The sequence below is a fragment of the Paraburkholderia sp. SARCC-3016 genome (assembly GCF_031119615.1).
GTDB lineage: Bacteria > Pseudomonadota > Gammaproteobacteria > Burkholderiales > Burkholderiaceae > Paraburkholderia.
This window is the reverse complement of record NZ_JAVHZD010000015.1, coordinates 152282-172189: the sequence shown is the minus strand read 5'-3', so window position 1 is coordinate 172189 and position 19908 is coordinate 152282. Positions and strand designations below refer to the sequence as shown.

The window sequence follows — 19908 nt, the reverse complement described above, 5'->3', positions numbered from 1 at the left end:
CGATTGCGGAATCAGCCGGCTCCGGTGATGTACTGCTCGAGTTGCTGAATGGTGAACTGCTGCTCGGCAATGATGTTCTTCACGAGGTCGCCGATCGACACCATGCCGACCAGCTTGTCGTGATCGAGCACCGGCAGGTGGCGCATGCGGCGCTCGGTCATCAGTGCCATGCACTCGTCGGTCGTCTGCTCGGGGCGCACGAAGCGGACCGCCTTGCTCATGATGTCGCGCACCGGCGTCGACTTCGACGAGCGGTCCATCAATACGACCTTGCGCGCATAGTCGCGTTCGGTGACGATGCCGGCGATCGCCTCGCCTTCCATGACGAGCAATGCGCCGATCTGCTTGTCTGCCATAAGTTTGAGTGCGTTGTAGACCGAATCCGACGCGGCGATCGTGTAGACGTTCTGGTCCGTCTTCGATCTGAGTACTTGTGCAACGCGGGTCATAAAGCGGCTCCTTTCGCAGTGCAGCACACCGGGTGGCGGCTGTCGTCAGGGACTGGCCAATCCAGTATAGGCGGGAGTCGCGCGCACGGCGACGCTGCTTCGGTGCGCCGGGCCACATGGGATCCCGCACGCGCGCCGTTGCGTCGTGCCCCGGCGGTGCATGACGAATGGGTGTTCGCGTTTAGCGGTAAACTCCAGTTCCAAACTATTTCCCCGGTCGTACTCGGGCTCTGTCAGACATCCGCTTAACGCCATGCCCACGTCTTACGATCCGTCGCTCGGCGACGATCCGCATACCCAGGAATGCGTTGCGCTCGAAGCGCAAGCCACGCTCCCTACCCGATACGGCACCTTTACCTCGTATGTGTTTCGCGTCACCGACGGCGATGCCGAACATGTCGCGCTCGTCATGGGCGACGTCGCCGGCAGGCAATCGGTGCTGACACGCCTGCACTCCGAATGCCTGACCGGCGATGTACTCGGCTCGTACCGCTGCGATTGCGGCGAACAGCTGGACCTCGCGCTGCGCTATATCGCGGCTGAAGGATGCGGCGTGCTGCTGTATCTGCGCGGCCACGAAGGGCGGGGCATCGGCCTGACGAACAAGATCCGCGCCTATGCGCTGCAGGAGCAGGGGCGCGACACGGTCGAAGCGAATCTCGACCTCGGCCTGCCCGACGATTCGCGCGAATACGATTCGGCGGCCGCCATTCTGCGCGTGCTCGAGGTCACGTCGGTGCGGCTGATGAGCAACAATCCGGAGAAGTTCGACACGCTCGCCAAACACGGCATTCCGGTCTGCGAGCGCGTGGCGCTTGCCATTCCGGTGCGTGAGGAGAACGAGCGGTATATCCGCACCAAGCAGGCGAAATTCGGCCACTACTTCGACGAGAACGAATAGCCGCTTGCACGACTGGCCGGCGTAACCGAACGCGATGGCCTACCGGAAGCGCGGGTCGCCGCGCACATACCCCCTGACCAGAATCGCGAAAACAATGAGCCCCATGAGCTTGCCGAACAGGGTCGGCGGGTAAAGGCACAGTGCCAGGAAGCAGACCAGCCAGACGACCTCTGCTGCCGATATTTTTCGCGGTTCTTTCATTTCGTTTTCCGGTTCTGTCCCGTCGCATCCGGCCACCGGTTTTCGAACACGCAATCGGCAAGCGGCGCGCGCGTCGCCCAGCGTTCCATTTCAAGCATCGGTTCCGGGTAATACTCGTCGATCTGACCCACGCAGAGTATCGCAACCGGCTGTGCGCCGTCAGGCATGCCCAGCAGCGCCCGTACTTCCGCGGGATCGAACAGCGACACCCAGCCGATGCCGATGCCTTCCGCGCGCGCCGCGAGCCACATGTTCTGGATCGCGCACGACACCGAGGCGAGGTCCATCTCGGGCAGCGTGCGCCGGCCGAAGACGTGTGCGTCGCGTCTGTCCATCAACGCGACAACCAGCACTTCGGCGCAATCGCGCATGCCTTCCACCTTCAGCTTCATGAATTCGTCGCGCCGCTTGCCGAGCGCGTCGGCGGTCAGGAGCCGCTCGCGTTCGACCGCGTCTTGCAGCGCGGTGCGCAGCGCCGCATCGGTGATGCGCGCGATGCGCCACGGCTGCATGTAGCCGACGCTCGGCGCGTGATGCGCGGCGTCGAGCAGGCGTTGCAGCACCGCGGGGTCGACGGGGCCGCGCACGAAGTGGCGCATGTCGCGGCGTTCGTAAATGGCGCGGTAGACCGCCGCGCGATCGGCGTCGTTAAAACGCGTTGCCATGGAATAGTGCCGCGGTGAAGGCCGGATTCGACGGCCAGTAGCTGTGCATATAGGTTGCGACGATCGGGCCCGAGCGGTAGACCGCTTCGCCGGCCGCGTCCGACTGCGGACGCGTCGCATGCAGCACGGGCGTGAGCGGTGTGCTCACGTGCGAGTAGTGGAACGTGTGACCGGTCATCGTGCCGAGCGGGCCGTCGAGCTGCTGCATGCCGAGCGCCGTGAAGCGCGTGCGCATCTGCACGTGGCCGGGCAGCACGCCCAGCATCGGCGTCGTCGTGCCGTCGGCGTTCGTCAGGCTTTCGAGCAGGTACAGCATGCCGCCGCATTCGGCGAATACCGGTTTGCCGGCGGCTGCATGCGCACGCACCGAGTCGGCCGCGCGCGCATTGCGCGCGAGCGTGGCCGCATGCAATTCGGGGTAGCCGCCGGGCAGATAGAGCGCAGTGGCGGTGTCGGGCGCCGGTTCGTCGGCAAGCGGCGAAAAGAAGCTGACGCGCGCGCCGAGCGTGTCGAGCAACGCGAGGTTCGCCGGGTAGATGAACGAGAACGCGGCGTCGCGCGCGACGGCAATGTGGGCGCCTTCGAGCAGGCGCGGCAGCGGTCCGGGTCGCGCGCCGCTGTCGGGCCGCAGCGGATCCGATGCCGACACCGGCGCTTGCGTTGGCCCGAACTGCACGACGGGCGGCAACCCGGCGAGCGGCGTGCAGGCGAGCGCATCGGCGGCTTTATCGAGCCGCTTGTCGAGGTCGGCGATTTCCGCGGCCTGATGCAAGCCAAGATGCCGGTCCGGCAACTCGATGTCCGCGGCGCTTGCGATCGAGCCCATCCATTCGAGGCCGGGCGGCAGCGCTGCTTCGAGCATCTGCGCATGCCGCGGCGACCCGACGCGATTCGCGAACACGCCGCGCATGGGCACGTCGTCGCGGTAGTGCGCGAGTCCGAACGCGACGGCGCCGAACGTCTGCGCCATTGCCTGAGCCGAGATCACGGCCACCACGGGCACGCCGAACGCAGCCGCCAGATCCGCGCTGCTCGGCGTGCCGTCGTACAGGCCCATCACCCCTTCGATCAGAATCAGGTCCGCTTGCGCGGCGGCCTGCGCGAGCAGTTCGCGGCACGCGGACTCGCCGACCATCCACAAGTCGAGCGACAGCACGGGCGCGCCGCTCGCGCGCTCGAGAATCATCGGATCGAGAAAGTCGGGGCCGGTCTTGAACACGCGCACGCGGCGCCCTTGCCGGCGATGATGGCGCGCCAGCGCGGCCGTGATCGTCGTCTTGCCCTGGCCGGAGGCAGGTGCGCTGATAAAGAGCGCGGGGCACTGCGCCATCGTTCAGAACTCCACGCCGCGCTGCGCCTTCACGTGCTGCTCGCGATACGGATGCTTGATCGCGCGCATCTCGGTGACGAGATCGGCCGCCTCGACGAGCGCATCGGGCGCATGCCGTCCCGTGACGACCACATGCAGCATCTCGGGCCGCGCGGCGAGCACGCCCAGTACTTCGTCGAGCGGCAGATAGTCGTACTTGAGCACCGTGTTCAGCTCGTCGAGGATCACCATCTGATAGTCGCCGCTTTCGATCATTCGTCTGGCTTCGGTCCAGCCTTTGCGTGCGGTGGCGATATCGGCGTCGCGGTTCTGCGTATTCCACGTGTAGCCGTCGCCCATTGTGATGAACTCGCAGTTCGGCAGGCTGCCGAGGAAGTCGCGCTCGGACGTATGCAACGCGCCCTTGATGAACTGCACGACGCCAAGGCGCATGCCGTGACCGAGCACGCGCACGGCCATGCCGAACGCCGCCGTGCTCTTGCCTTTACCGGTGCCGGTATTGACGATCAGCAGACCCTTTTCGATGGTCGCTTCCGCCTGTTTCTTCTCATGGCCTTCGCGACGGCGCTGGGTCATGCGCTGATGCGATTCGGGATCGGTTTTCATTGAGCGTCCTGATGGTGTTGTCGATGCCGGGTTCGTTCGTGGAACGTTGCATGCGCAACGGAATCGATCATGGCGATGGCGACGGTCACGCCGCCTTCGAATACGCGCTTCGGCGCAATGAGCCGCCCTTGCGGGGCGGCGAGCAGGGCGCACGGTTCGCACACGCCGTCGACGCCGACGTGCGCGCGCACGGCAGGCGAGGGCGCCGAGGTCTGCCCCATGGAAAGCGAGGGTCCGTGCGCAATCTGCTCGCGCGAAAAGGCGTGCAGCGGCAGCGCATGACGCGCGCAGAAACCGGCGATGCCGGCTTCGTGAGCCTTGATGTCGACCGTCGCGACCGCGCGGACGTCGTCGATGGCATGCGGGCCCAGCGCGCCGCGCACGGCCGCATCGATCTGTTCCACGCTCGCGCCGCGCTTGCAGCCAATGCCGACGACGAGCCGTTTCTGCGGCGCAGTCATCGCGTGCCGCCGGCAAGCGTTGGACAACAAAGCGCGAGAAAAAGCGCGCGCAGATTGGCGGCGCGAGGTGCGGTCGTACAAGGAGCCGCGCCGGCAAGCGCGTAATGAAGACGTGTCATGCAATGCCACATAGCGTGCACGGCGGCGAGCGTTTGCAAAGCGTTTGCGAAGCCGTTGCAAGCGGTTGCGCCATGCGTGGGCGCCCGTATCCGTCCCCCGCGGAACCGGCGACTGGCGACCGTGACGTTCGCCCCCTTGCATCCGGCCGGTATCCGGGCTGACGGCCTCATGTGCTTCGCCTTCCCATCGGCGGATCGCCGACAGTGGCATCGAAGCGCATGCGCGGACATCCAGTCCGCAGGCCGCTTACCGTTGGCGGGGACAGCACAGGTTGGGCGCGTGCAGCATGCAACCGCGCATCCCTGTTTCCCGTTTAACCGCATGTGAGCACTAGGCGCATATGCGGCACCGGACGCGCGCATACGATAGCACATGAACGCCTGGCCGCCGGCCAAGGGGCGCAATGGCGCATTGGCATGCCTGGCCGATCGCTGCGCCCGGGCGCGAAAACCCGAGGCTCGATTATCGGTTCGTTTCTTGACGCCTCCCCGCACCGCGCCTACACTCGCAGCCACTTCTGGTGCTCGCGCGCGCCGTCCGGCGTGTGCAGTTAAACGGGAAACAGCGGGCCTGAACCTGTCGAACGCGGCTGCCGCGTAGCGGCTTCAGGTCAACCTGTGCTGCCCCCGCAACGGAAGGCGAGCGCATCGCGGTTGCCGCGGTGCAGAGCCGGCTTCGAGGTTCGCGCGCAAGGCCGCGCGGGCAGAAAAACCACTGCGCGAGAAACTGTTCACTCGCGTGGGAAGGTGAAGCGGCGCTCTCGCCAGCCCGGATACCGGCCGGAAGACCAGGGTTGACGCCGCGGGGTTGCGGCGTTCCGTCCACTTCTTCGCGTGCTCGATGTCGCTCCTTGTGTCGTACGTCGAGCCGTGTTCACATCGCAAAGTCGCCATGCAAACCCAGATGCGCAAAATTCCTGTGACGATCGTCACGGGCTTTCTCGGCAGCGGCAAAACCACGCTGCTGCGCCATATTCTTCAGCACGCCGGCGGACTGCGGGCCGCCGTGATCGTCAACGAGTTCGGCGAACTCGGCATCGACGGCGAAATCTTCAAAGGATGCGGCATCGGCTGCGACGACGAAGGCCGCGAAACCGAGGGCCAGCTGTACGAACTCGCGAACGGCTGTCTGTGCTGCACCGTGCAGGAAGAATTCTTTCCCGTCATGGAAAAGCTCGTCGAGCGCCGCGACCAGATCGACCACGTGCTGATCGAAACGTCGGGCCTCGCGCTGCCGAAGCCGCTCGTGCAGGCGTTCAACTGGCCGTCGATCAGGAATAGCTTCACCGTCGATGCGGTGGTGACCGTCGTCGACGGCCCGGCCGTTGCGAGCGGCCAGTTCGCCGAAAATCCGCTCGCCGTCGATGCGCAGCGCAAAGCCGATCCGAATCTCGATCACGAGTCGCCGCTGCATGAGCTGTTCGAAGACCAGTTGTGCGCGGCGGACCTCGTCATTCTGAACAAAACCGATCTGCTCGACGACGCGCGAGCGCAAGCGGTCGAAGCGACCATTCGCGAAGAGATTCCGGCGCAGGTCAAAGTGGTGCGCGCGCAGAACGGTCAGCTCGATCTGCATGCGCTGCTCGGGCTCGAGTCCGCGTCGGAAGACACGATTCACCTGCGCCACGATCATCATGGCTCGGCCGACGACCCCGACCATGCCGACCACCATCACGACGCGTTCGATTCGGTGGTGGTCAGCGCATACGCGCCGTCGCGCGAAGCAATGATCGCCGCGCTGCAACGCGTGGTCGAGCAGCATACCGTGTATCGCGTCAAAGGCTTCGCGGCGCTGCCCGGCGCGCCGATGCGTCTCGTGATCCAGGGTGTCGGGCGCCGTTTCGACAGCTATTTCGATCGTCGCTGGCGGCCCGAGGAGCAGCAGGGCGATGCGACGGCGAGCCCGCAGGCGAGCCGCTTCGTGATGATCGGCGAGGACCTCGAGCAAGCGGTGTTGCAGCGCGCGCTCGACGAAGCGCTGCGCATGCACGCGACCCGACAGGCTTGACAAGGCCGCCCGCGCGCGACAGCGCGTGCGGGCGCCACTCACCACGAGGCGGCACGAACATGCATTTGCTGCGCACCACGCCGGGCGGTTTCGTCGACGACACGCAGGGTGTGATCCGGATCGACCAGCGGCCCGCGAACATCGTCGTGCTGAGCTCGGCCGATACGACGCTGTCGCTGCTCGCGAGCGTCGTGCCGCGCCTGCCGGCCGGTTTTCCGAGCGTGCGCCTTGCGAACGTCACGTATCTGCGTCAACCGGCCTCGGTCGACTTTTATATCGAAGACGTGCTGCAGCATGCGCGCGTCGTCGTCGTCGATCACCTCGGCGGCGAAGCGTACTGGCCGTACGGCATCGAACAGGTGGTCGCGCTCGCAGAGCGCAAGCAGCAGACGCTTGCCATGTTCTCGGGCGACTTGCAGGAAGATCCGAATCTGCTCGCGCGCAGCACCGCCGATGCCGCGTTGTGTCATCAGCTCTGGCGGTATCTGCGCGAGGGCGGGCCGCACAACGCGGAAGGGTTCTTGCGCTGCATCGCGTGGCGCGCGCTCGGCTTCGGACGCGAGCCCGCATTGCCGGTGCCGCTGCCCGCGGCCGCGCTTTATCACCCCGCACACGACACGCCGACCATCGCCGACTGGCAGGCGCGCTGGCGCCCAGCGGCGCCGGTCGTCGCGATTCTGTTCTACAAGGCGCATCTGCAGGCCGCCAACACGGCCGTATTCGATGCGCTGATCGACGCGCTAGAAGCGCGGCAGATGAATCCGCTGCCGATCGCGATCACATCGTTGAAGGATGCGTTGAGCCGCGAGGTCGTCGCACAGTTGTGCGCGCAACATCATGCGTCGCTCGTGCTGAATACCACGGCGTTCGCCGCCGGCGCGATCGACGATCCCGTGCCGCTTGCCGTGGCCGGCGACGCGCCGGTGCTGCAGGTAATCCTTTCGGGCGGCAACCGCGAGGACTGGATCAACGACAACCACGGCCTGAACTCGCGCGACATCGCCATGCATATCGCGCTGCCGGAGGTCGACGGCCGCATCGTCACGCGCGCGATCAGTTTCAAAGGGCTCGCGTATCGTTGTCCGCACACGGAAGTGGACGTCGTGCGTTATCAGCCCGACGCGGAGCGGGTTGCATTCGTCGCGGAACTGAGCGAGCGCTGGTGCCGGCTGCGCGCGCTCGATAACGCCGACAAGAAGCTCGCGCTGATTCTTGCGAACTATCCGGTAAGCGAAGGGCGCATCGGCAACGGCGTCGGCCTCGATACGCCGGCCTCGGTGGTCGGCATTCTGCACATGCTGCGCGACGAAGGCTACCGCATCGCGGCGGACGAAGCATTTCCCGCCGACGGCGACGCATTGCTCGACCTGCTGACGAGCGGCGTAACGAACGATCCGGTCGTGCGCGACTTGAGGCCCGCGCTGCAAAGTCTCGCGCTCGCCGACTACGAAGCCCATTTCGCGCGCCTGCCTGCCTCGCTGCGCGATGCACTGATCGCGCGCTGGGGCGCACCGGAATGCGACCCGGCCGTGCGGCGCGGCCGCTTCATGATCGCGGGCTGGCGTTGCGGCAATGTATTCGTCGGCATTCAGCCGTCGCGTTCGCGCGAACAGAACGACTACGCGAGCTATCACGACGCGGAGCTCGTGCCGCCGCATGCGTATCTCGCGTTCTATTTCTGGCTGCGCGAACAGTTCGCTATCGACGCGGTCCTGCATGTCGGCAAGCACGGCAATCTCGAATGGCTGCCCGGCAAGAGCGTCGCGCTCAGCGATGCCTGCTGGCCCGATGCGATTCTCGGGCCGATGCCGCATCTGTATCCGTTTATCGTCAACGATCCGGGCGAAGGCAGCCAGGCGAAACGGCGCGCGCAGGCGGTGATCGTCGATCATCTGATGCCGCCGCTCACGCGTGCCGAAAGCTATGGGCCGTTGCAGGATCTCGAACGGCAAGTCGACGAATACTACGAAGCGCTGATGGTCGATGCGCGGCGCGCGAAGCTGCTGCGGCGCACGATCCTGGCGACGATCGTCGAACACCGGCTGCACGACGAACTGAGCATCGCCGAGCCCAAAGGTCAGGATGCCGAAGACGCGCTGCTCACGCGCGTCGATGCATGGCTGTGCGAGCTCAAGGAAGCGCAGATCCGCGACGGGCTGCACACCTTCGGCCAGTCGCCGCGCGGCGTGCAGCGGCGCGATACGCTGCTCGCACTCGGCCGCTATCCGGTCGGCGACGGGCACGGTGCGAACGCGGGGCTGATCGATGCGCTCGCGCGCGATCTCGGCATCGATCGTCTGTTCGATCCGTTGACCGCGGACTGGTCGGCGCCGTGGCAAGGCGCGAGGCCGCCGCTGCTGCAACAGGTCAGCGAAGCACCGTGGCGCCATAACGGCGATGCGCGCGAGCGGCTGGAACTGCTCGCCGGCAAGCTGCTGGACGAGCTGTGCGGCGTGGGCGGCGCGTTACCGGACGCGGAAGCACGCCCCGCATTGCCCCAAGCCGCATGCGTTCTGCGCCGCCTGCGCGACGAGGTGCTCCCGCGTCTCGACGCCTGTGGTCCGCAAGAAATGCAGCAGCTCAAACGCGGCCTCGAAGGCCGCTTCGTGCCGCCGGGGCCGAGCGGCTCGCCATCGCGCGGCCGCCCCGACGTGCTGCCGACAGGCCGCAACTTTTATTCGGTCGATACGCGCGCGATCCCCACGCAAGCCGCCTGGGCGCTCGGCCTCAAATCGGCGCAGCAGCTGCTCGAACGTCATCTGCAGGAACACGGCGACTATCCGCGCGCGATCGGCCTGTCGGTGTGGGGCACGGCAACGATGCGCACCGGAGGCGACGATATCGCGCAAGCGCTCGCATTGCTCGGCGTACGTCCCAAATGGGCGCCGGGCAGCCATCGCGTGACCGACTTCGAGATCATGCCGATCGCCGCTTTCGACCGGCCCCGCATCGACGTGACGCTGCGCGTATCGGGTTTCTTCCGCGACGCATTTCCGAATGTCATGCATCTGTTCGATGCGGCGGTTCAGGCAGTGGCGAACCTCGAAGACGAACCCGAGCATCTGAACCCGATCCGGGCGCGCGTGCTGCGCGAGCGCGATGCGTGGATCGCACGCGGTGTCGACGCGCAGGAGGCGCGCAAACGCGCGGGCTGGCGCGTATTCAGTTCGCGGCCGGGCGCATACGGCGCCGGCCTGCAGGAAATGATCGATACGCGCCAGTGGCAGACGGACGCGGATCTGGCCGGCGCCTATCTCGCACACGGCGGTTACGCATACACGCAAAAGACCTCGGGCGAAGACGCGCGCCACGCATTCGGCACACGGCTCGCGACGCTCGACGTCGTGCTGCAGAACCAGGACAACCGCGAGCACGACGTGCTCGACTCGAACGATTACTACCAGTTCCAGGGCGGCATGGCCGCGGCGGTCCGGCACTTTTCCGGCAACCAGCCGCAGCTGTATCACGCGGACCACAGCAACCCGGATGCGCCGCGCGTGCGCACGCTGAACGAAGAGATCGCGCGCGTCATCCGCTCGCGCGTCGTCAATCCGAAGTGGCTCGATGGCGTGAAGCGGCACGGCTACAAAGGTGCGGCGGAAATCGCCGCGACCGTCGACTACCTGTATGGCTACGACGCGACCGCGCGTGTGATCGCCGATCATCAATATGCGCTTGTCGCCGACGCTTACCTGAACGACGCCGATACGCGCGCGTTCCTGCAGGCGCACAATCCGCATGCGCTGCACGGCATCTGCGAGCGGCTCATCGAAGCGATGCAGCGCGGCTTATGGCAGGAACCGGGTGCGTATCGGCAGCAGATCGAACAGCATCTGCTTGCGAGCGAACAACAGATCGAAGGAACGCGATGATGAACGGCACGACTCGCGCGTCGAACGGCGCGACTGAAGGAACCGGCGAGAGGAAAAGGGTGCAACCAGGCGAAGTCAGCCGCGTGCCCGTCTTCCCGTTCGCCGCGCTGCTCGGTCAGGACGAACTGAAGCAGGCGCTGCTGCTCGCCGCGGTGGACCCGGGCATTGGCGGCGTACTCGTGAGCGGCCCGCGCGGCACCGCGAAGTCGACGGCCGCGCGCGCCCTGGCCGAACTGCTGCCTGACGGCCGGTTCGTCACCTTGCCGCTCAACGCGAGCGAAGAGCGCCTGATCGGCACGCTCGATATCGAAACCGTGCTGCGCGACGGCACGGTGCGTTTCTCGCCCGGCTTGCTGGCGAGCGCGCATCGCGGCGTGCTCTATGTCGATGAAGTGAACCTGCTGCCCGACGCGCTCGTCGATGCGTTGCTCGATGCGGCGGCAAGCGGCGTCAACACGGTCGAGCGCGACGGCGTATCGCATAGCCATGCGGCGAGCTTCGTGCTGATCGGCACGATGAACCCGGAAGAGGGCGAACTGCGTCCGCAACTCACGGACCGTTTCGGTCTGATGGTCGCGCTGCAAAATTGCTTCGACGCGCAGGTCCGTCAGCAGATCGTCAAGGCGCGGCTCGCATTCGATGCTGACCCGCACGCGTTTCGCGAACACCACGCGCGGCAGCGGCAGGACCTCGTGCGCCGCATTGGGGCCGCGCGCGATGCGCTGCCGCAACTCGCTTTCGACGATGCCGTGCACGAGCGTGTGAGCGCGCTGTGCATTGCGGCGCAGGTCGACGGCATGCGCGCCGACCTCGTGATGCTGCGCGCGGCGCGCGCGCTCGCCGCGCTCGAAGCGGCGCACGCAGTGACGGCCGCGCACGTCGATCGGGTCGCGCACGCGGTGTTGTTGCATCGTCAACGAGCTGGCGAGGTGCAGCATGAGCGGCTGCCGGAAGGTCGCGATGCGGCACGAGCCGAGGGGCGGGACAACCGCGCGGCTGCGTCTGACGGCAGCAGGGAACAAACGCAAACGCACACGCAAACGCACACGCAAACGCACACTCAAGCGCACACTCAAGCGCACACGCAAACGCACACGCCGTCGCAATCGCAAGCTTCGCCCGAAGGCGACTGGGGCTATCTGCCGCCCGAAACCACCAGTGCCACGCACGTCAAAGCCGTGATCCCGCTTCCGTCAAAAAAACGTTGAGCCATCGGAAGAACGCCGCCGCTGGCGTATCGCGCAGCGGTTTTCGATGGCCGGCAGGCGATGGGCGTCATGCGCAGCACGGCGCCCACGCGGCGCGCGGTCGATCGGGCATGCGCATCGAATGGCCGCGCACGCTTGCGGCCAAGGGCATGCAACGCTTGCATGCCGATCATCTGCGGTTTGCGCGCGAAGCGCCGCCGCGCGGCGTGCTGCACTGCTTCGTGCTCGACTGCTCGGGCTCGATGCTGGCGGGCGCGCGGCTCGCACTCGCGAAGGGCCTGCTTGCCGCGCTGTTCGCGCGTGCGCGTGCCGATCGGCATGAGGCCGCGTTGATCTGCTTCGGTGGCGTGAGCGCCGATTTGCGCTTCGGACCGGCGATACCGCGCGGCTGGAGCGAGCGCTGGCTCGATCCGATCGGCGGCGGCGGCGGGACGCCGTTTGCGCCCGCTATCGAACGCGCTGCACGGTTGCTGGCCGGCGCAGCGAGGCGCAAGCCGGGTCAGCAGCGCTGGCTATGGGTGCTGTCGGACGGGCGCAGCGTCGGCATGCCGGTGCGCCCCGACGCCGCGCATCGCGTCGTATTCGTCGACTTCGAAAGCAATGCCGTCCGGCTCGGCCGATGCGCGCAACTGGCGCATGCGTGGGACGGCGAATATGTGACGCCTCGCCAGTTGATCGCAGCGGACGGATGAACGTGCGAGCACGCTAGCAGCGTATTGCAACCTGCATGGCCTGCAACCTGCCGGGCCGAGTCGCTGACATGCTCGCGCATGTGGTGCTTCGCGACGCGATCGACACAACCATGTGCGGATCGGTCAAGCCGGACGCGCCGCGACCGAACAGCAGCGAACCGTCGCATCGACAACCGGCCATTCGAGCGGCACGCCGATCGGTACCGCGTCGGCGTTCAAAAGCGCGGCGGGCGCGGCGCATGCGTCGGCCGGGTTTGTCGTTGCAGCCGCTTCGTCAGTTTGCATAGGCGCGTCGAAAGCACGGCAAATAGCGGTTATCCGGTGTCATCGTCGGCCCGCCAAAAAACTGGATAGGGAGAGAATCCCTGATTCATTGCGTATGCAACCACATTGCATATGTGCAGCGCCGGACGATCACGACGCGTGGTGAGCGACGAGGCGCCGCGGCCGTGCGTTACCGATACCAGCGCGGCGTATAAACCCATTCGCGTGGCGTGCCGCGAGCCGATGGAGGCCGCGTCGAAAAAGCACGCGTGGTCGACGAACCGATGATCACCATCGTGCGCATATCGACGTCCGCCGAACTGAGTCTGCCGAGCGTCGTCGAGACGAGCGACGCGCCGGGGCGGCCGATGTCGCGTCCGAGCACGACGATCGTGTCCGGCGCACGCGACGTGCGCACGATGTCGAGCGCCTTGTCGAGCTGCCACGGGCGCGCGCGCGATACCGGGTTGTAGAACGCCATCACGAGATCGGCTTGCGCCGCGAGCGCGACGCGCGACTCGATGACGGCCCACGGCTTCAGGTTGTCCGACAGCGACAACATGCAGAAGTCGTGGCCAAGCGGCGCGCCGGCTCGTGCGGCCGTTGCCATCGCGGCCGAGACGCCCGGTACGATCTGCAGTTCGACGTCGGCCCAATGCGGCGCGCCGGACGTGTCGAGCGCTTCGAGCACGGCCGAAGCCATCGCGAACACGCCGGGGTCGCCCGACGACACCATCACGACATGCCGTCCGCCGCTCGCGAGCTCGAACGCATGACGCGCGCGCTGCATCTCTTCGCGGTTGTCGGTCGGATGCACGCGCTGGTCGGCGCGAAACGGGCCGGCCATGTCGACATAAGTGGCGTAGCCGAGAATGTCGGTCGCGTCCCGCAGCGCGTCGCGGGCGGCCGGCACCATGAGGTCGGCGCTGCCCGGGCCGAGGCCGATGACGGTCAGCCGGCCGCGTGCGCGGCCGATGGCGTCGGGATCGAGCGGTGTTTCGGCGACGGCCAGAGCGATGCCAGGACCGGCATCGACGATCTCGCATTGCGCGGGCAACGCGGCTTCGAGCCATGCGCTCGGCAGCGAACGAGTGTGGGCGGCGTCGGCGGCATCGGCGACATCGGCAAAACGCAGCGCCGCGCCCAACGCATGAGCCGCGCGCTCAAGTGCCTCGTCGCCCGAACAGCAGCTCGGCACGATAACCGCGGCAAGCGCCAGCGGCGACAGCCGGCGAGCCGCGAGCGCATCGCGCACGCGCGGCACCGCGGTTTCGCCATCGCCATCGGCCAGCGCAACGACAACACTGCGCGGATGAATCAGCAGTTCGTCGGCGTTGCCATCCCACGCAAGCGGCGTGACGCGAATCGCCCGTCGCGCCGTTTCGGAACGAGGCAATGGCGCATCGTCGAGCCAGTGCGCACCGCCTTCGATGCGCGTGTGTTCACCGGCCAGCAGATCGGACACAAAACGCTTGCCTTGCTCGATGCTTGCGAGCGCATAGCCTGGCGGCGGATTCAGCACACAGGTGCCGAAACGCAGTTCGCCGCTCGTCGTGATCGCGGGCGGCACATCGAGCGCCTGCGCGATCTCGCGCGCCATCGCGTTCACGCCTGCCAGTCCGCCGAGCAACGGCACGACCGCGCTGCCGTCTTCGGCGACCGCAAGCACCGGCGGCTCCGTGCCTTTGTTCGCGAGCAGCGGCGCAACGCAGCGGATCACAATGCCCGCCGCGCACAGCGCAATGATCGGCGTGCCGCTCGCATAGAGCTCGCGCAGATAGCTACTGAGTTCGTCGTAGACGATGTCGACGCCTTCGGCGCTTGCTTTGATGCTTGCTTCGAGGCCTGCTTCATGGTCCGCTTCAAAGCCGGACCCGGCGCCACGTTCGGCGCGTGCATCGAAGCGACTGCGCAATCCATGCACGCGCGCATCCGGATAACGGCGTTGTATGCGACGTGCAGTCGCGAGCGCGCCGCTGCCGAGAATCACGATTGCCGGCGCCATCAGCCTTGCCATTTTTCCCCCGGCACGACGAGCAGCGAAAAATACGGCGACGCCATCGGGTCGACGTCGGCGAGCGGCACGATACGTTCGCTCGCCATCGTCGCGCGCTCGACGTAGAGCGCGCGTCTGGCGAGTCCAAGCTCGTCGAGCACGCGCCGCACTTTATCGAAGTTGCGGCCGAGCTTCATGATGACCGCCGCGTCCGCATCGGCCAGGCGCCGTTTCAATTCCGCTTCGGGCAGCACGCCCGAGAGCACCGACAGCGTCTGGTTGCGATAGACGAGCGGCGCGCCGAGCACCGCCGCGCCGCCGAGCATCGAGCACACGCCGGGCACGACCTCGGCTTCGAAACGCGGCGCGAGCCGGTCCGCAAGGCGGTCGTGCAGATACATATACGAACCGTAGAAAAACGGATCGCCTTCGCAAATCACGGCGACGTCGCGGCCCGCATCGAGATGGCCCGCAATCACTTCGGCGGCCGTATCGTAGAAGTCGGCGATGATCGCTTCGTATGACAGCGGCGGCTCGAGCGCTTCGGTCGTCACCGGGTAGACGAGCGGCAAGCGGATCTGCGCATCCGTGAGATGCGCTTCGATAATGCCGAACGCGTTGCCCTTCTTGCCTTTCGCAACGAAGTACGCAACCACGGGCGCGGATTTCAACAGACGCAGCGCCTTCAATGTAATCAGTTCGGGGTCGCCCGGTCCGACGCCGAGACCGAGCAGGCGGCCGCGCGCTGCAGCGGATGGTTCGCTTTTCTGCATTTACTCGACCTCCGACGCAAGCGCATTGACCGCGGCGGCGGCCATCGCGCTGCCGCCGCGCCGGCCGTCGACGACGACATAAGGCACGCCGCGGCTATCGTCGGCCAGCATCGCCTTCGATTCGGCCGCACCGACGAAACCGACCGGGAAGCCGAGAATCAGCGCGGGACGCGGTGCGCCGGCATCGAGCATCTCGAGCAGATAGAACAGTGCGGTCGGCGCATTGCCGATCGCGACGACGCTGCCCGCGAGATGCGGCCGCCACAATTCGAGCGCGGCGGCCGAACGCGTGTTGTTCATTTCGCGCGCAAGCGCCGGCACGGACGGATCGCCGAGCGTGCAGATCACATCGTTGCCGGCCGGCAGACGCGCGCGCGTGACGCCTTCGGCGACCATCCGCGCGTCGCATAGAATCGGCGCGCCGGACTTCAACGCTTCGCGCCCCGCGCGGCCCGCGCCGTCGGAAAACCGCAGGCTGCCGGCCACGTCGACCATTCCGGACGCGTGAATCACGCGCACCAAGTCGGAGGCCAAGCGGTCTTAGGAAGACAAAACATTCTACCAACTCCTTGGCTCACAGAACGACATGGCTACGATCCGACTTTCGCGAATGTAGTCAGGCATCAGTGAAACTCCGGGGCAGCCGCTCGAGCAGTTCGGCGGCGTGTTCGATCGTTAGATGGTGAGCGATGCAGCGGCCGAAGCCGCTGCCGGAAACGGCTTGCGTCGCGTTGTGGTTGCCGTTGTTTCTTTCGCTATCGCTGCGGCTGTCGCTGTCGCTGTCGCTGCCGTTGCCGTTTCCATTGCCGTTGCCGTTGCCGCGGTGCGGAAGGTCTCGCCGATAGAGGTCGTAGCGCTCGGGTGCGACCGCGAGCAGCGTGAACGGCACCGGATGCGCGGCGGCGCACGAGCGCGTGCAGCCGCTCAGATGGACGTCGACGTCGGCCGGCAACCGCGCGGCGAGCTTTCGCGCATCGGCTTTCGTATCGGCGTGGCCCTTTGCGCAGCCGGACGAGCCCGTGCAGGCAACGAGCCGCGCGAACGGCAGCGAGCGGTCGCATGCGAAGCCTAGCGAGGCAAGCCGCAGCAGCGTGGACGGTGCCGCTTGCGTGCGGACATCGGGCAATAGCACGCTTTGCCATGGCGTGATGCGAAGCGTGCCGTTGCCGGCATCGCGCGCGAGCGAGGCAAGTTCGCGCAGGGTCGGCGCGTCGACGCGTCCGAGCGCCGGAGCGCCGCCGATGTACGAGAGGCCCGGCTCGCTCTGCGCATGCGCACCGAAACGCAATGACGGCCGCGCGCGCGGTCGGCGCCACGCAGCGATGGACGCATCGCGCGACAAGGACCCGCGAACCGCCGTGTGCGTCTCGACGTGCGCCTCGATGTGCGCGAGCACCGCTGCAGCAGGTATGCGCGCGAGCAGATCGCGCATGCGCATTTCTTCGGGCGCGGCCAGATCGAGGAATGCGTGCACGAGCGCGCCGACGAGCGCGACGACATGCTCGGGCCGCACGGCGCCGAGCGCGGGCAGGTCGTCCGGCGCAACCGGCGCACAGCCGGCGAGACCGAATGCGAAGCGCGGGCCGCCGTTGTCGCCGGCTTGCAGCGCCGCCAGCCAGATATCGTGCGGATGCCCGAGCATCGCGAGTTGCTCGCCGCCGTCGAGCAGCAATGCGAACTTCGGCGATAGCGCCGCGAAGCGTGCTTCGCGTTGCAGCAAATCGAGGATCTGCGCGGCAAGATCGGTCGTGTCGAACACGGCGGCGCGGTCGAAGCCGGCGGCGGGGCTCAGCATCACATTGCGCACGTCGTCGGCGGCCGGGTTTGCGAGCGGCGTAGCGGTTGATGCATCGGCGGCATCAGCTGCGTCCGCCGCCGCAGCGCGTGGCCCCAAACCCGCGGCAAGCAGGCGCTCGATCAATGCGTGCTCTTCGCCCGCGCGCACGCCGCGTATCTGCAGATTGGCGCGGTTCGTCAGTTCGATCACGCCCGAGGCATGCGCGTGAGCCGCATCGGCGACCGCAATGGCGTCGTCGTGTGAAAGCGCACCGCCCGGCAGCCTGATCCGGCAGATGCCCCCGTCGCGCGCGGCGACGATCCGCAGCAGGCCTGGACATGCCGAGGCGCGCAGCGTGCCGATAGCGGTTCGAGCAGCGGATGAAACGTGGATCAAGTGAAATACCGGGTTAATGTCGCGCGGCTGACCCCGGCGACCGTTCGTATTATGCCCTGTTTGAAGCGCGCAATGCCCGCTGGACGGTCTGCGGCCGATGCCTCGCAAGCCGCCGGACGTGGTGTGCGGATACCGCCCGTCATGCGCGCGCATCGCGACAATGAGCCTGTCTTCACGAGGAAAGGAGCGTCGCCAGACCGCTATTCGATCTGTTCTTCAGTATCAAATGTCCTCATTCACTGAACGCATTGAACCTTGAAGGAATCGAACATGGCAATCCAGACCTATAACATCGGCAGCAACCAGCAGGTCCAGTTCTACAACTACAACTACAACTACGACCACGGCGGCGCTTCGGATCAGCGGCCCGGCGGTGCTCCAGTCCAGTCCCGCACGCCGTCGGGCGCCGGCGACAAGGGCAACGAGTCCGACACGCGGATCCTTAAAAATCCGTCGGTGTCGCTGGCGTCGCTGGGCGGGTATCGCAACCTGTCCGGAAAAATCGATGCGCTGACCAACAGCGTGAATGCGGTGAACGGCAATGTGAACAGCGTCTCGAACAAACTCGATGACGTACAGAGCGGCGTGACGAACATCTCGGGCAGGTTCGCCAATGTCGACAGAAATATTGGTCAGATCAACAAGAATGTCGATACGCTAAGGTCGCAGTCGTCTCAAACCCAGAAGGACCTCGCCGACATCGAGACGTCGCTGGGCAGAATCGGCCCGAAAGTCGACCAGATCCAGGCCACGGTCGACGACATCAACAAAAACTGCAACGCGTGCGGCAGCAACCCCTAGGCCTGAACGCCGCACATGACCACGCATGCGTGCGGGCCATGCCGCGCACGTGACGGGAGTCGGCTGGCGGCGCGGTATCATTACCGTTCTACAGCCGACCCCGCTTCGTTTCGATGTCGACGCACGCATTGCAGCAACCCGAACCGGAATTAGATCCTCGCGATGCGGTCAGCCGCGCGCAGCCCTGGCTTACTGTCATCGGCATCGGCGAAGACGGCTTCGCCGGACTCGGACGCGCCGCGCGCCGCGCGCTGTTCGACGCGTCGGTCGTCTATGGCGGCGAGCGTCATCTGGCCATGTTGCCCGCGCGCATCCATGCGCGCCGCGAGCGCTGGCCAAGTCCGTTCGATATTGCGCCGCTGCTTGGCGTACGCGGTGCGGCTGTCTGCGTGCTGGCAAGCGGCGATCCGATGTGGTTCGGTGTCGGCGCCACGCTCGCGCGTCACGTCGGCGCGCACGAGATGCGTGTGCTGCCCGCACCTTCCTCCGTTTCGTATGTGGCGGCGCGCCTTGGCTGGCCGCTGCAGGACATCGCCACCGTGTCCGTGGTCGGCCGGCCGCTTGCTGCCGTCAGTGCGCATCTGCACGACGGCGCGCGGCTCGTCGTGTTGAGCAGCGACGGCACAACGCCTGCCGCGATCGCCGCGCGCATCGCCGCGCAAGGCTTCGGCGAAACCAGAATGACCGTTTTCGAGCACGTCGGCGGTCCGCTCGAACGGCGTATCGATGGGCTCGCGCATGCGTGGCAAGCGGCGCAATGCGCGGCGCTGAACCTGATCGCACTCGATTGCCGCGCCGGCGGCAACGCGCCGCGCCTCGCATTGACACCGGGCCTGCCCGACGATGCGTTTAGCCACGACGGTCAGCTCACCAAACGCGACGTGCGCGCGCTGACGCTCGCGCGGCTCGCGCCGGCGCCGCGCGAACTGCTATGGGATGTCGGCGCCGGTTGCGGTTCGATCGGCATCGAATGGATGCGCGCGCATCCATCGTGTCGCGCGATCGCGGTCGAAGCGCATAGTGAGCGTCAACGTTTCATCGAGCGCAATCGCGATGCGCTCGGTGTGCCGGCGTTACAGATCGTGGCAGGCGAGGCGCCCGCTGCGCTCGCGGGGCTGCCCGCACCCGACGCGGTGTTTATCGGCGGCGGCGTCACGGTGCCCGGCGTGTTCGATGCATGCTGGAGCGCATTGAAACGCGGCGGCAGGCTTGTCGCCAATGCGGTGACGCTCGAAGGCGAGGCCGCGCTTGCCGCATATCGCAAGCGTCATGGCGGCACGCTCTCGCGTATCGCGCTGGCCGAAGCGCAGCCGTTGGGCGGTTTCGAAACGTGGCGCCCCGCATTGCCGATCACGCTGTACGCAGCGATCAAACCGTAACGGCGTGACA

Annotated in this window: 17 protein-coding genes, 1 pseudogene and 2 riboswitches; of the genes and pseudogenes, 7 read left to right on the top strand and 11 right to left on the bottom strand. The window is 66.6% G+C overall.

Annotated elements, in window-relative coordinates; genetic code table 11:
- Positions 1 to 11 precede the first annotated feature (11 nt).
- Positions 12 to 449 carry a CBS domain-containing protein gene (locus QYH69_RS17045; protein WP_308833020.1) on the bottom strand — a complete coding sequence of 146 codons (438 nt, stop codon included), beginning with the start codon at positions 447 to 449 and terminating at the stop codon, positions 12 to 14.
- A 253-nt stretch (positions 450 to 702) separates the two neighbouring features.
- Here QYH69_RS17045 and ribA point away from each other — a divergent pair, with 253 nt between their 5' ends.
- A complete protein-coding gene (gene ribA / locus QYH69_RS17040; RefSeq protein WP_308833019.1) occupies positions 703 to 1350 on the top strand; it encodes a GTP cyclohydrolase II in 648 nt (215 codons plus the stop codon).
- Positions 1351 to 1389: 39 nt separating this feature from the next.
- Here the strand turns inward: ribA and QYH69_RS17035 are convergent, their stop codons facing one another.
- Genes QYH69_RS17035 through QYH69_RS17015 form a run of 5 tightly spaced genes read right to left on the bottom strand, consistent with a single transcriptional unit; the run spans position 1390 to position 4613 of the window.
- On the bottom strand, positions 1390 to 1551 hold the full coding sequence (locus QYH69_RS17035; RefSeq protein ID WP_308833018.1) for a hypothetical protein: 162 nt from the start codon (positions 1549 to 1551) through the stop codon (positions 1390 to 1392).
- A complete protein-coding gene (gene bluB / locus QYH69_RS17030; RefSeq protein ID WP_308833017.1) occupies positions 1548 to 2216 on the bottom strand; it encodes a 5,6-dimethylbenzimidazole synthase in 669 nt (222 codons plus the stop codon). The genes QYH69_RS17035 and bluB overlap by 4 nt, the downstream gene beginning before the upstream one ends.
- On the bottom strand, positions 2200 to 3546 hold the full coding sequence (locus QYH69_RS17025) for a cobyrinate a,c-diamide synthase (RefSeq protein WP_308833016.1): 1347 nt from the start codon (positions 3544 to 3546) through the stop codon (positions 2200 to 2202). The genes bluB and QYH69_RS17025 overlap by 17 nt, the downstream gene beginning before the upstream one ends.
- 3 nt (positions 3547 to 3549) lie before the next feature.
- A complete protein-coding gene (cobO, locus tag QYH69_RS17020; RefSeq protein ID WP_308833015.1) occupies positions 3550 to 4152 on the bottom strand; it encodes a cob(I)yrinic acid a,c-diamide adenosyltransferase in 603 nt (200 codons plus the stop codon).
- Positions 4149 to 4613 (bottom strand): cobalamin biosynthesis protein, encoded by a 465-nt coding sequence (locus QYH69_RS17015; protein WP_308833014.1) that lies wholly within the window; start codon positions 4611 to 4613, stop codon positions 4149 to 4151. The genes cobO and QYH69_RS17015 overlap by 4 nt, the downstream gene beginning before the upstream one ends.
- Before the next feature lie 245 nt (positions 4614 to 4858).
- A riboswitch (cobalamin riboswitch) is annotated at positions 4859 to 5101 on the bottom strand.
- A 133-nt stretch (positions 5102 to 5234) separates the two neighbouring features.
- A riboswitch (cobalamin riboswitch) is annotated at positions 5235 to 5532 on the top strand.
- 92 nt (positions 5533 to 5624) lie between these two features.
- Between QYH69_RS17015 and cobW the strand changes: the two genes are divergently transcribed.
- The 4 genes from cobW (at position 5625) to QYH69_RS16995 (ending at position 12512) form a co-directional block, all read left to right on the top strand.
- Positions 5625 to 6740: a cobalamin biosynthesis protein CobW gene (gene cobW / locus QYH69_RS17010; RefSeq protein ID WP_308833013.1), complete on the top strand. Its 1116-nt coding sequence runs from the start codon at positions 5625 to 5627 to the stop codon at positions 6738 to 6740.
- A 59-nt stretch (positions 6741 to 6799) separates the two neighbouring features.
- Entirely contained in the window at positions 6800 to 10612 is a 3813-nt protein-coding gene (gene cobN, locus QYH69_RS17005; protein WP_308833012.1) for a cobaltochelatase subunit CobN, read from the top strand.
- A complete protein-coding gene (locus QYH69_RS17000) occupies positions 10612 to 11820 on the top strand; it encodes an ATP-binding protein (RefSeq protein WP_308833011.1) in 1209 nt (402 codons plus the stop codon). Before cobN ends, QYH69_RS17000 begins: the two co-directional genes overlap by 1 nt.
- A gap of 110 nt (positions 11821 to 11930) precedes the next feature.
- The gene (locus tag QYH69_RS16995) at positions 11931 to 12512 is read left to right on the top strand and encodes a VWA domain-containing protein (RefSeq protein WP_308833010.1); all 582 of its coding nucleotides are present in this window, start codon (positions 11931 to 11933) and stop codon (positions 12510 to 12512) included.
- Between the two features lie 123 nt (positions 12513 to 12635).
- Here QYH69_RS16995 and QYH69_RS16990 read toward each other — a convergent pair whose 3' ends face one another.
- From QYH69_RS16990 to cobG, 5 genes and pseudogenes are all read right to left on the bottom strand, one after another.
- On the bottom strand, positions 12636 to 12797 hold the full coding sequence (locus QYH69_RS16990; protein ID WP_308833009.1) for a hypothetical protein: 162 nt from the start codon (positions 12795 to 12797) through the stop codon (positions 12636 to 12638).
- Positions 12798 to 12966: 169 nt separating this feature from the next.
- Entirely contained in the window at positions 12967 to 14793 is a 1827-nt protein-coding gene (cobJ, locus tag QYH69_RS16985; protein ID WP_308833008.1) for a precorrin-3B C(17)-methyltransferase, read from the bottom strand.
- Complete coding sequence (locus tag QYH69_RS16980; protein ID WP_308833007.1) at positions 14781 to 15545, bottom strand: precorrin-2 C(20)-methyltransferase; 765 nt, start codon at positions 15543 to 15545, stop codon at positions 14781 to 14783. Before QYH69_RS16980 ends, cobJ begins: the two co-directional genes overlap by 13 nt.
- A pseudogene (locus QYH69_RS16975) lies at positions 15546 to 16064 on the bottom strand (precorrin-8X methylmutase); the annotation flags it as partial.
- 97 nt (positions 16065 to 16161) lie between these two features.
- On the bottom strand, positions 16162 to 17718 hold the full coding sequence (cobG, locus tag QYH69_RS16970; RefSeq protein ID WP_308833006.1) for a precorrin-3B synthase: 1557 nt from the start codon (positions 17716 to 17718) through the stop codon (positions 16162 to 16164).
- A gap of 270 nt (positions 17719 to 17988) precedes the next feature.
- Between cobG and QYH69_RS16965 the strand changes: the two genes are divergently transcribed.
- Together QYH69_RS16965 and cbiE are read left to right on the top strand one after the other, a co-directional pair.
- Positions 17989 to 18519, top strand: a complete 531-nt coding sequence (locus QYH69_RS16965) for a hypothetical protein (protein ID WP_308833005.1) — start codon at positions 17989 to 17991, stop codon at positions 18517 to 18519.
- A gap of 113 nt (positions 18520 to 18632) precedes the next feature.
- Entirely contained in the window at positions 18633 to 19898 is a 1266-nt protein-coding gene (gene cbiE / locus QYH69_RS16960; RefSeq protein WP_308833004.1) for a precorrin-6y C5,15-methyltransferase (decarboxylating) subunit CbiE, read from the top strand.
- Positions 19899 to 19908 lie beyond the last annotated feature (10 nt).

What these genes read in the sequence shown, in the direction of transcription:
- QYH69_RS17045 (WP_308833020.1), bottom strand. Translation starts at nt 449, where the DNA reads ATGACCCGCGTTGCACAAGTACTCAGATCGAAGACGGACCAGAACGTC.
- ribA (WP_308833019.1), top strand. Translation starts at nt 703, where the DNA reads ATGCCCACGTCTTACGATCCGTCGCTCGGCGACGATCCGCATACCCAG.
- QYH69_RS17035 (WP_308833018.1), bottom strand. Translation starts at nt 1,551, where the DNA reads ATGAAAGAACCGCGAAAAATATCGGCAGCAGAGGTCGTCTGGCTGGTC.
- bluB (WP_308833017.1), bottom strand. Translation starts at nt 2,216, where the DNA reads ATGGCAACGCGTTTTAACGACGCCGATCGCGCGGCGGTCTACCGCGCC.
- QYH69_RS17025 (WP_308833016.1), bottom strand. Translation starts at nt 3,546, where the DNA reads ATGGCGCAGTGCCCCGCGCTCTTTATCAGCGCACCTGCCTCCGGCCAG.
- cobO (WP_308833015.1), bottom strand. Translation starts at nt 4,152, where the DNA reads ATGAAAACCGATCCCGAATCGCATCAGCGCATGACCCAGCGCCGTCGC.
- QYH69_RS17015 (WP_308833014.1), bottom strand. Translation starts at nt 4,613, where the DNA reads ATGACTGCGCCGCAGAAACGGCTCGTCGTCGGCATTGGCTGCAAGCGC.
- cobW (WP_308833013.1), top strand. Translation starts at nt 5,625, where the DNA reads ATGCAAACCCAGATGCGCAAAATTCCTGTGACGATCGTCACGGGCTTT.
- cobN (WP_308833012.1), top strand. Translation starts at nt 6,800, where the DNA reads ATGCATTTGCTGCGCACCACGCCGGGCGGTTTCGTCGACGACACGCAG.
- QYH69_RS17000 (WP_308833011.1), top strand. Translation starts at nt 10,612, where the DNA reads ATGAACGGCACGACTCGCGCGTCGAACGGCGCGACTGAAGGAACCGGC.
- QYH69_RS16995 (WP_308833010.1), top strand. Translation starts at nt 11,931, where the DNA reads ATGCGCATCGAATGGCCGCGCACGCTTGCGGCCAAGGGCATGCAACGC.
- QYH69_RS16990 (WP_308833009.1), bottom strand. Translation starts at nt 12,797, where the DNA reads ATGCAAACTGACGAAGCGGCTGCAACGACAAACCCGGCCGACGCATGC.
- cobJ (WP_308833008.1), bottom strand. Translation starts at nt 14,793, where the DNA reads ATGGCAAGGCTGATGGCGCCGGCAATCGTGATTCTCGGCAGCGGCGCG.
- QYH69_RS16980 (WP_308833007.1), bottom strand. Translation starts at nt 15,545, where the DNA reads ATGCAGAAAAGCGAACCATCCGCTGCAGCGCGCGGCCGCCTGCTCGGT.
- QYH69_RS16965 (WP_308833005.1), top strand. Translation starts at nt 17,989, where the DNA reads ATGGCAATCCAGACCTATAACATCGGCAGCAACCAGCAGGTCCAGTTC.
- cbiE (WP_308833004.1), top strand. Translation starts at nt 18,633, where the DNA reads ATGTCGACGCACGCATTGCAGCAACCCGAACCGGAATTAGATCCTCGC.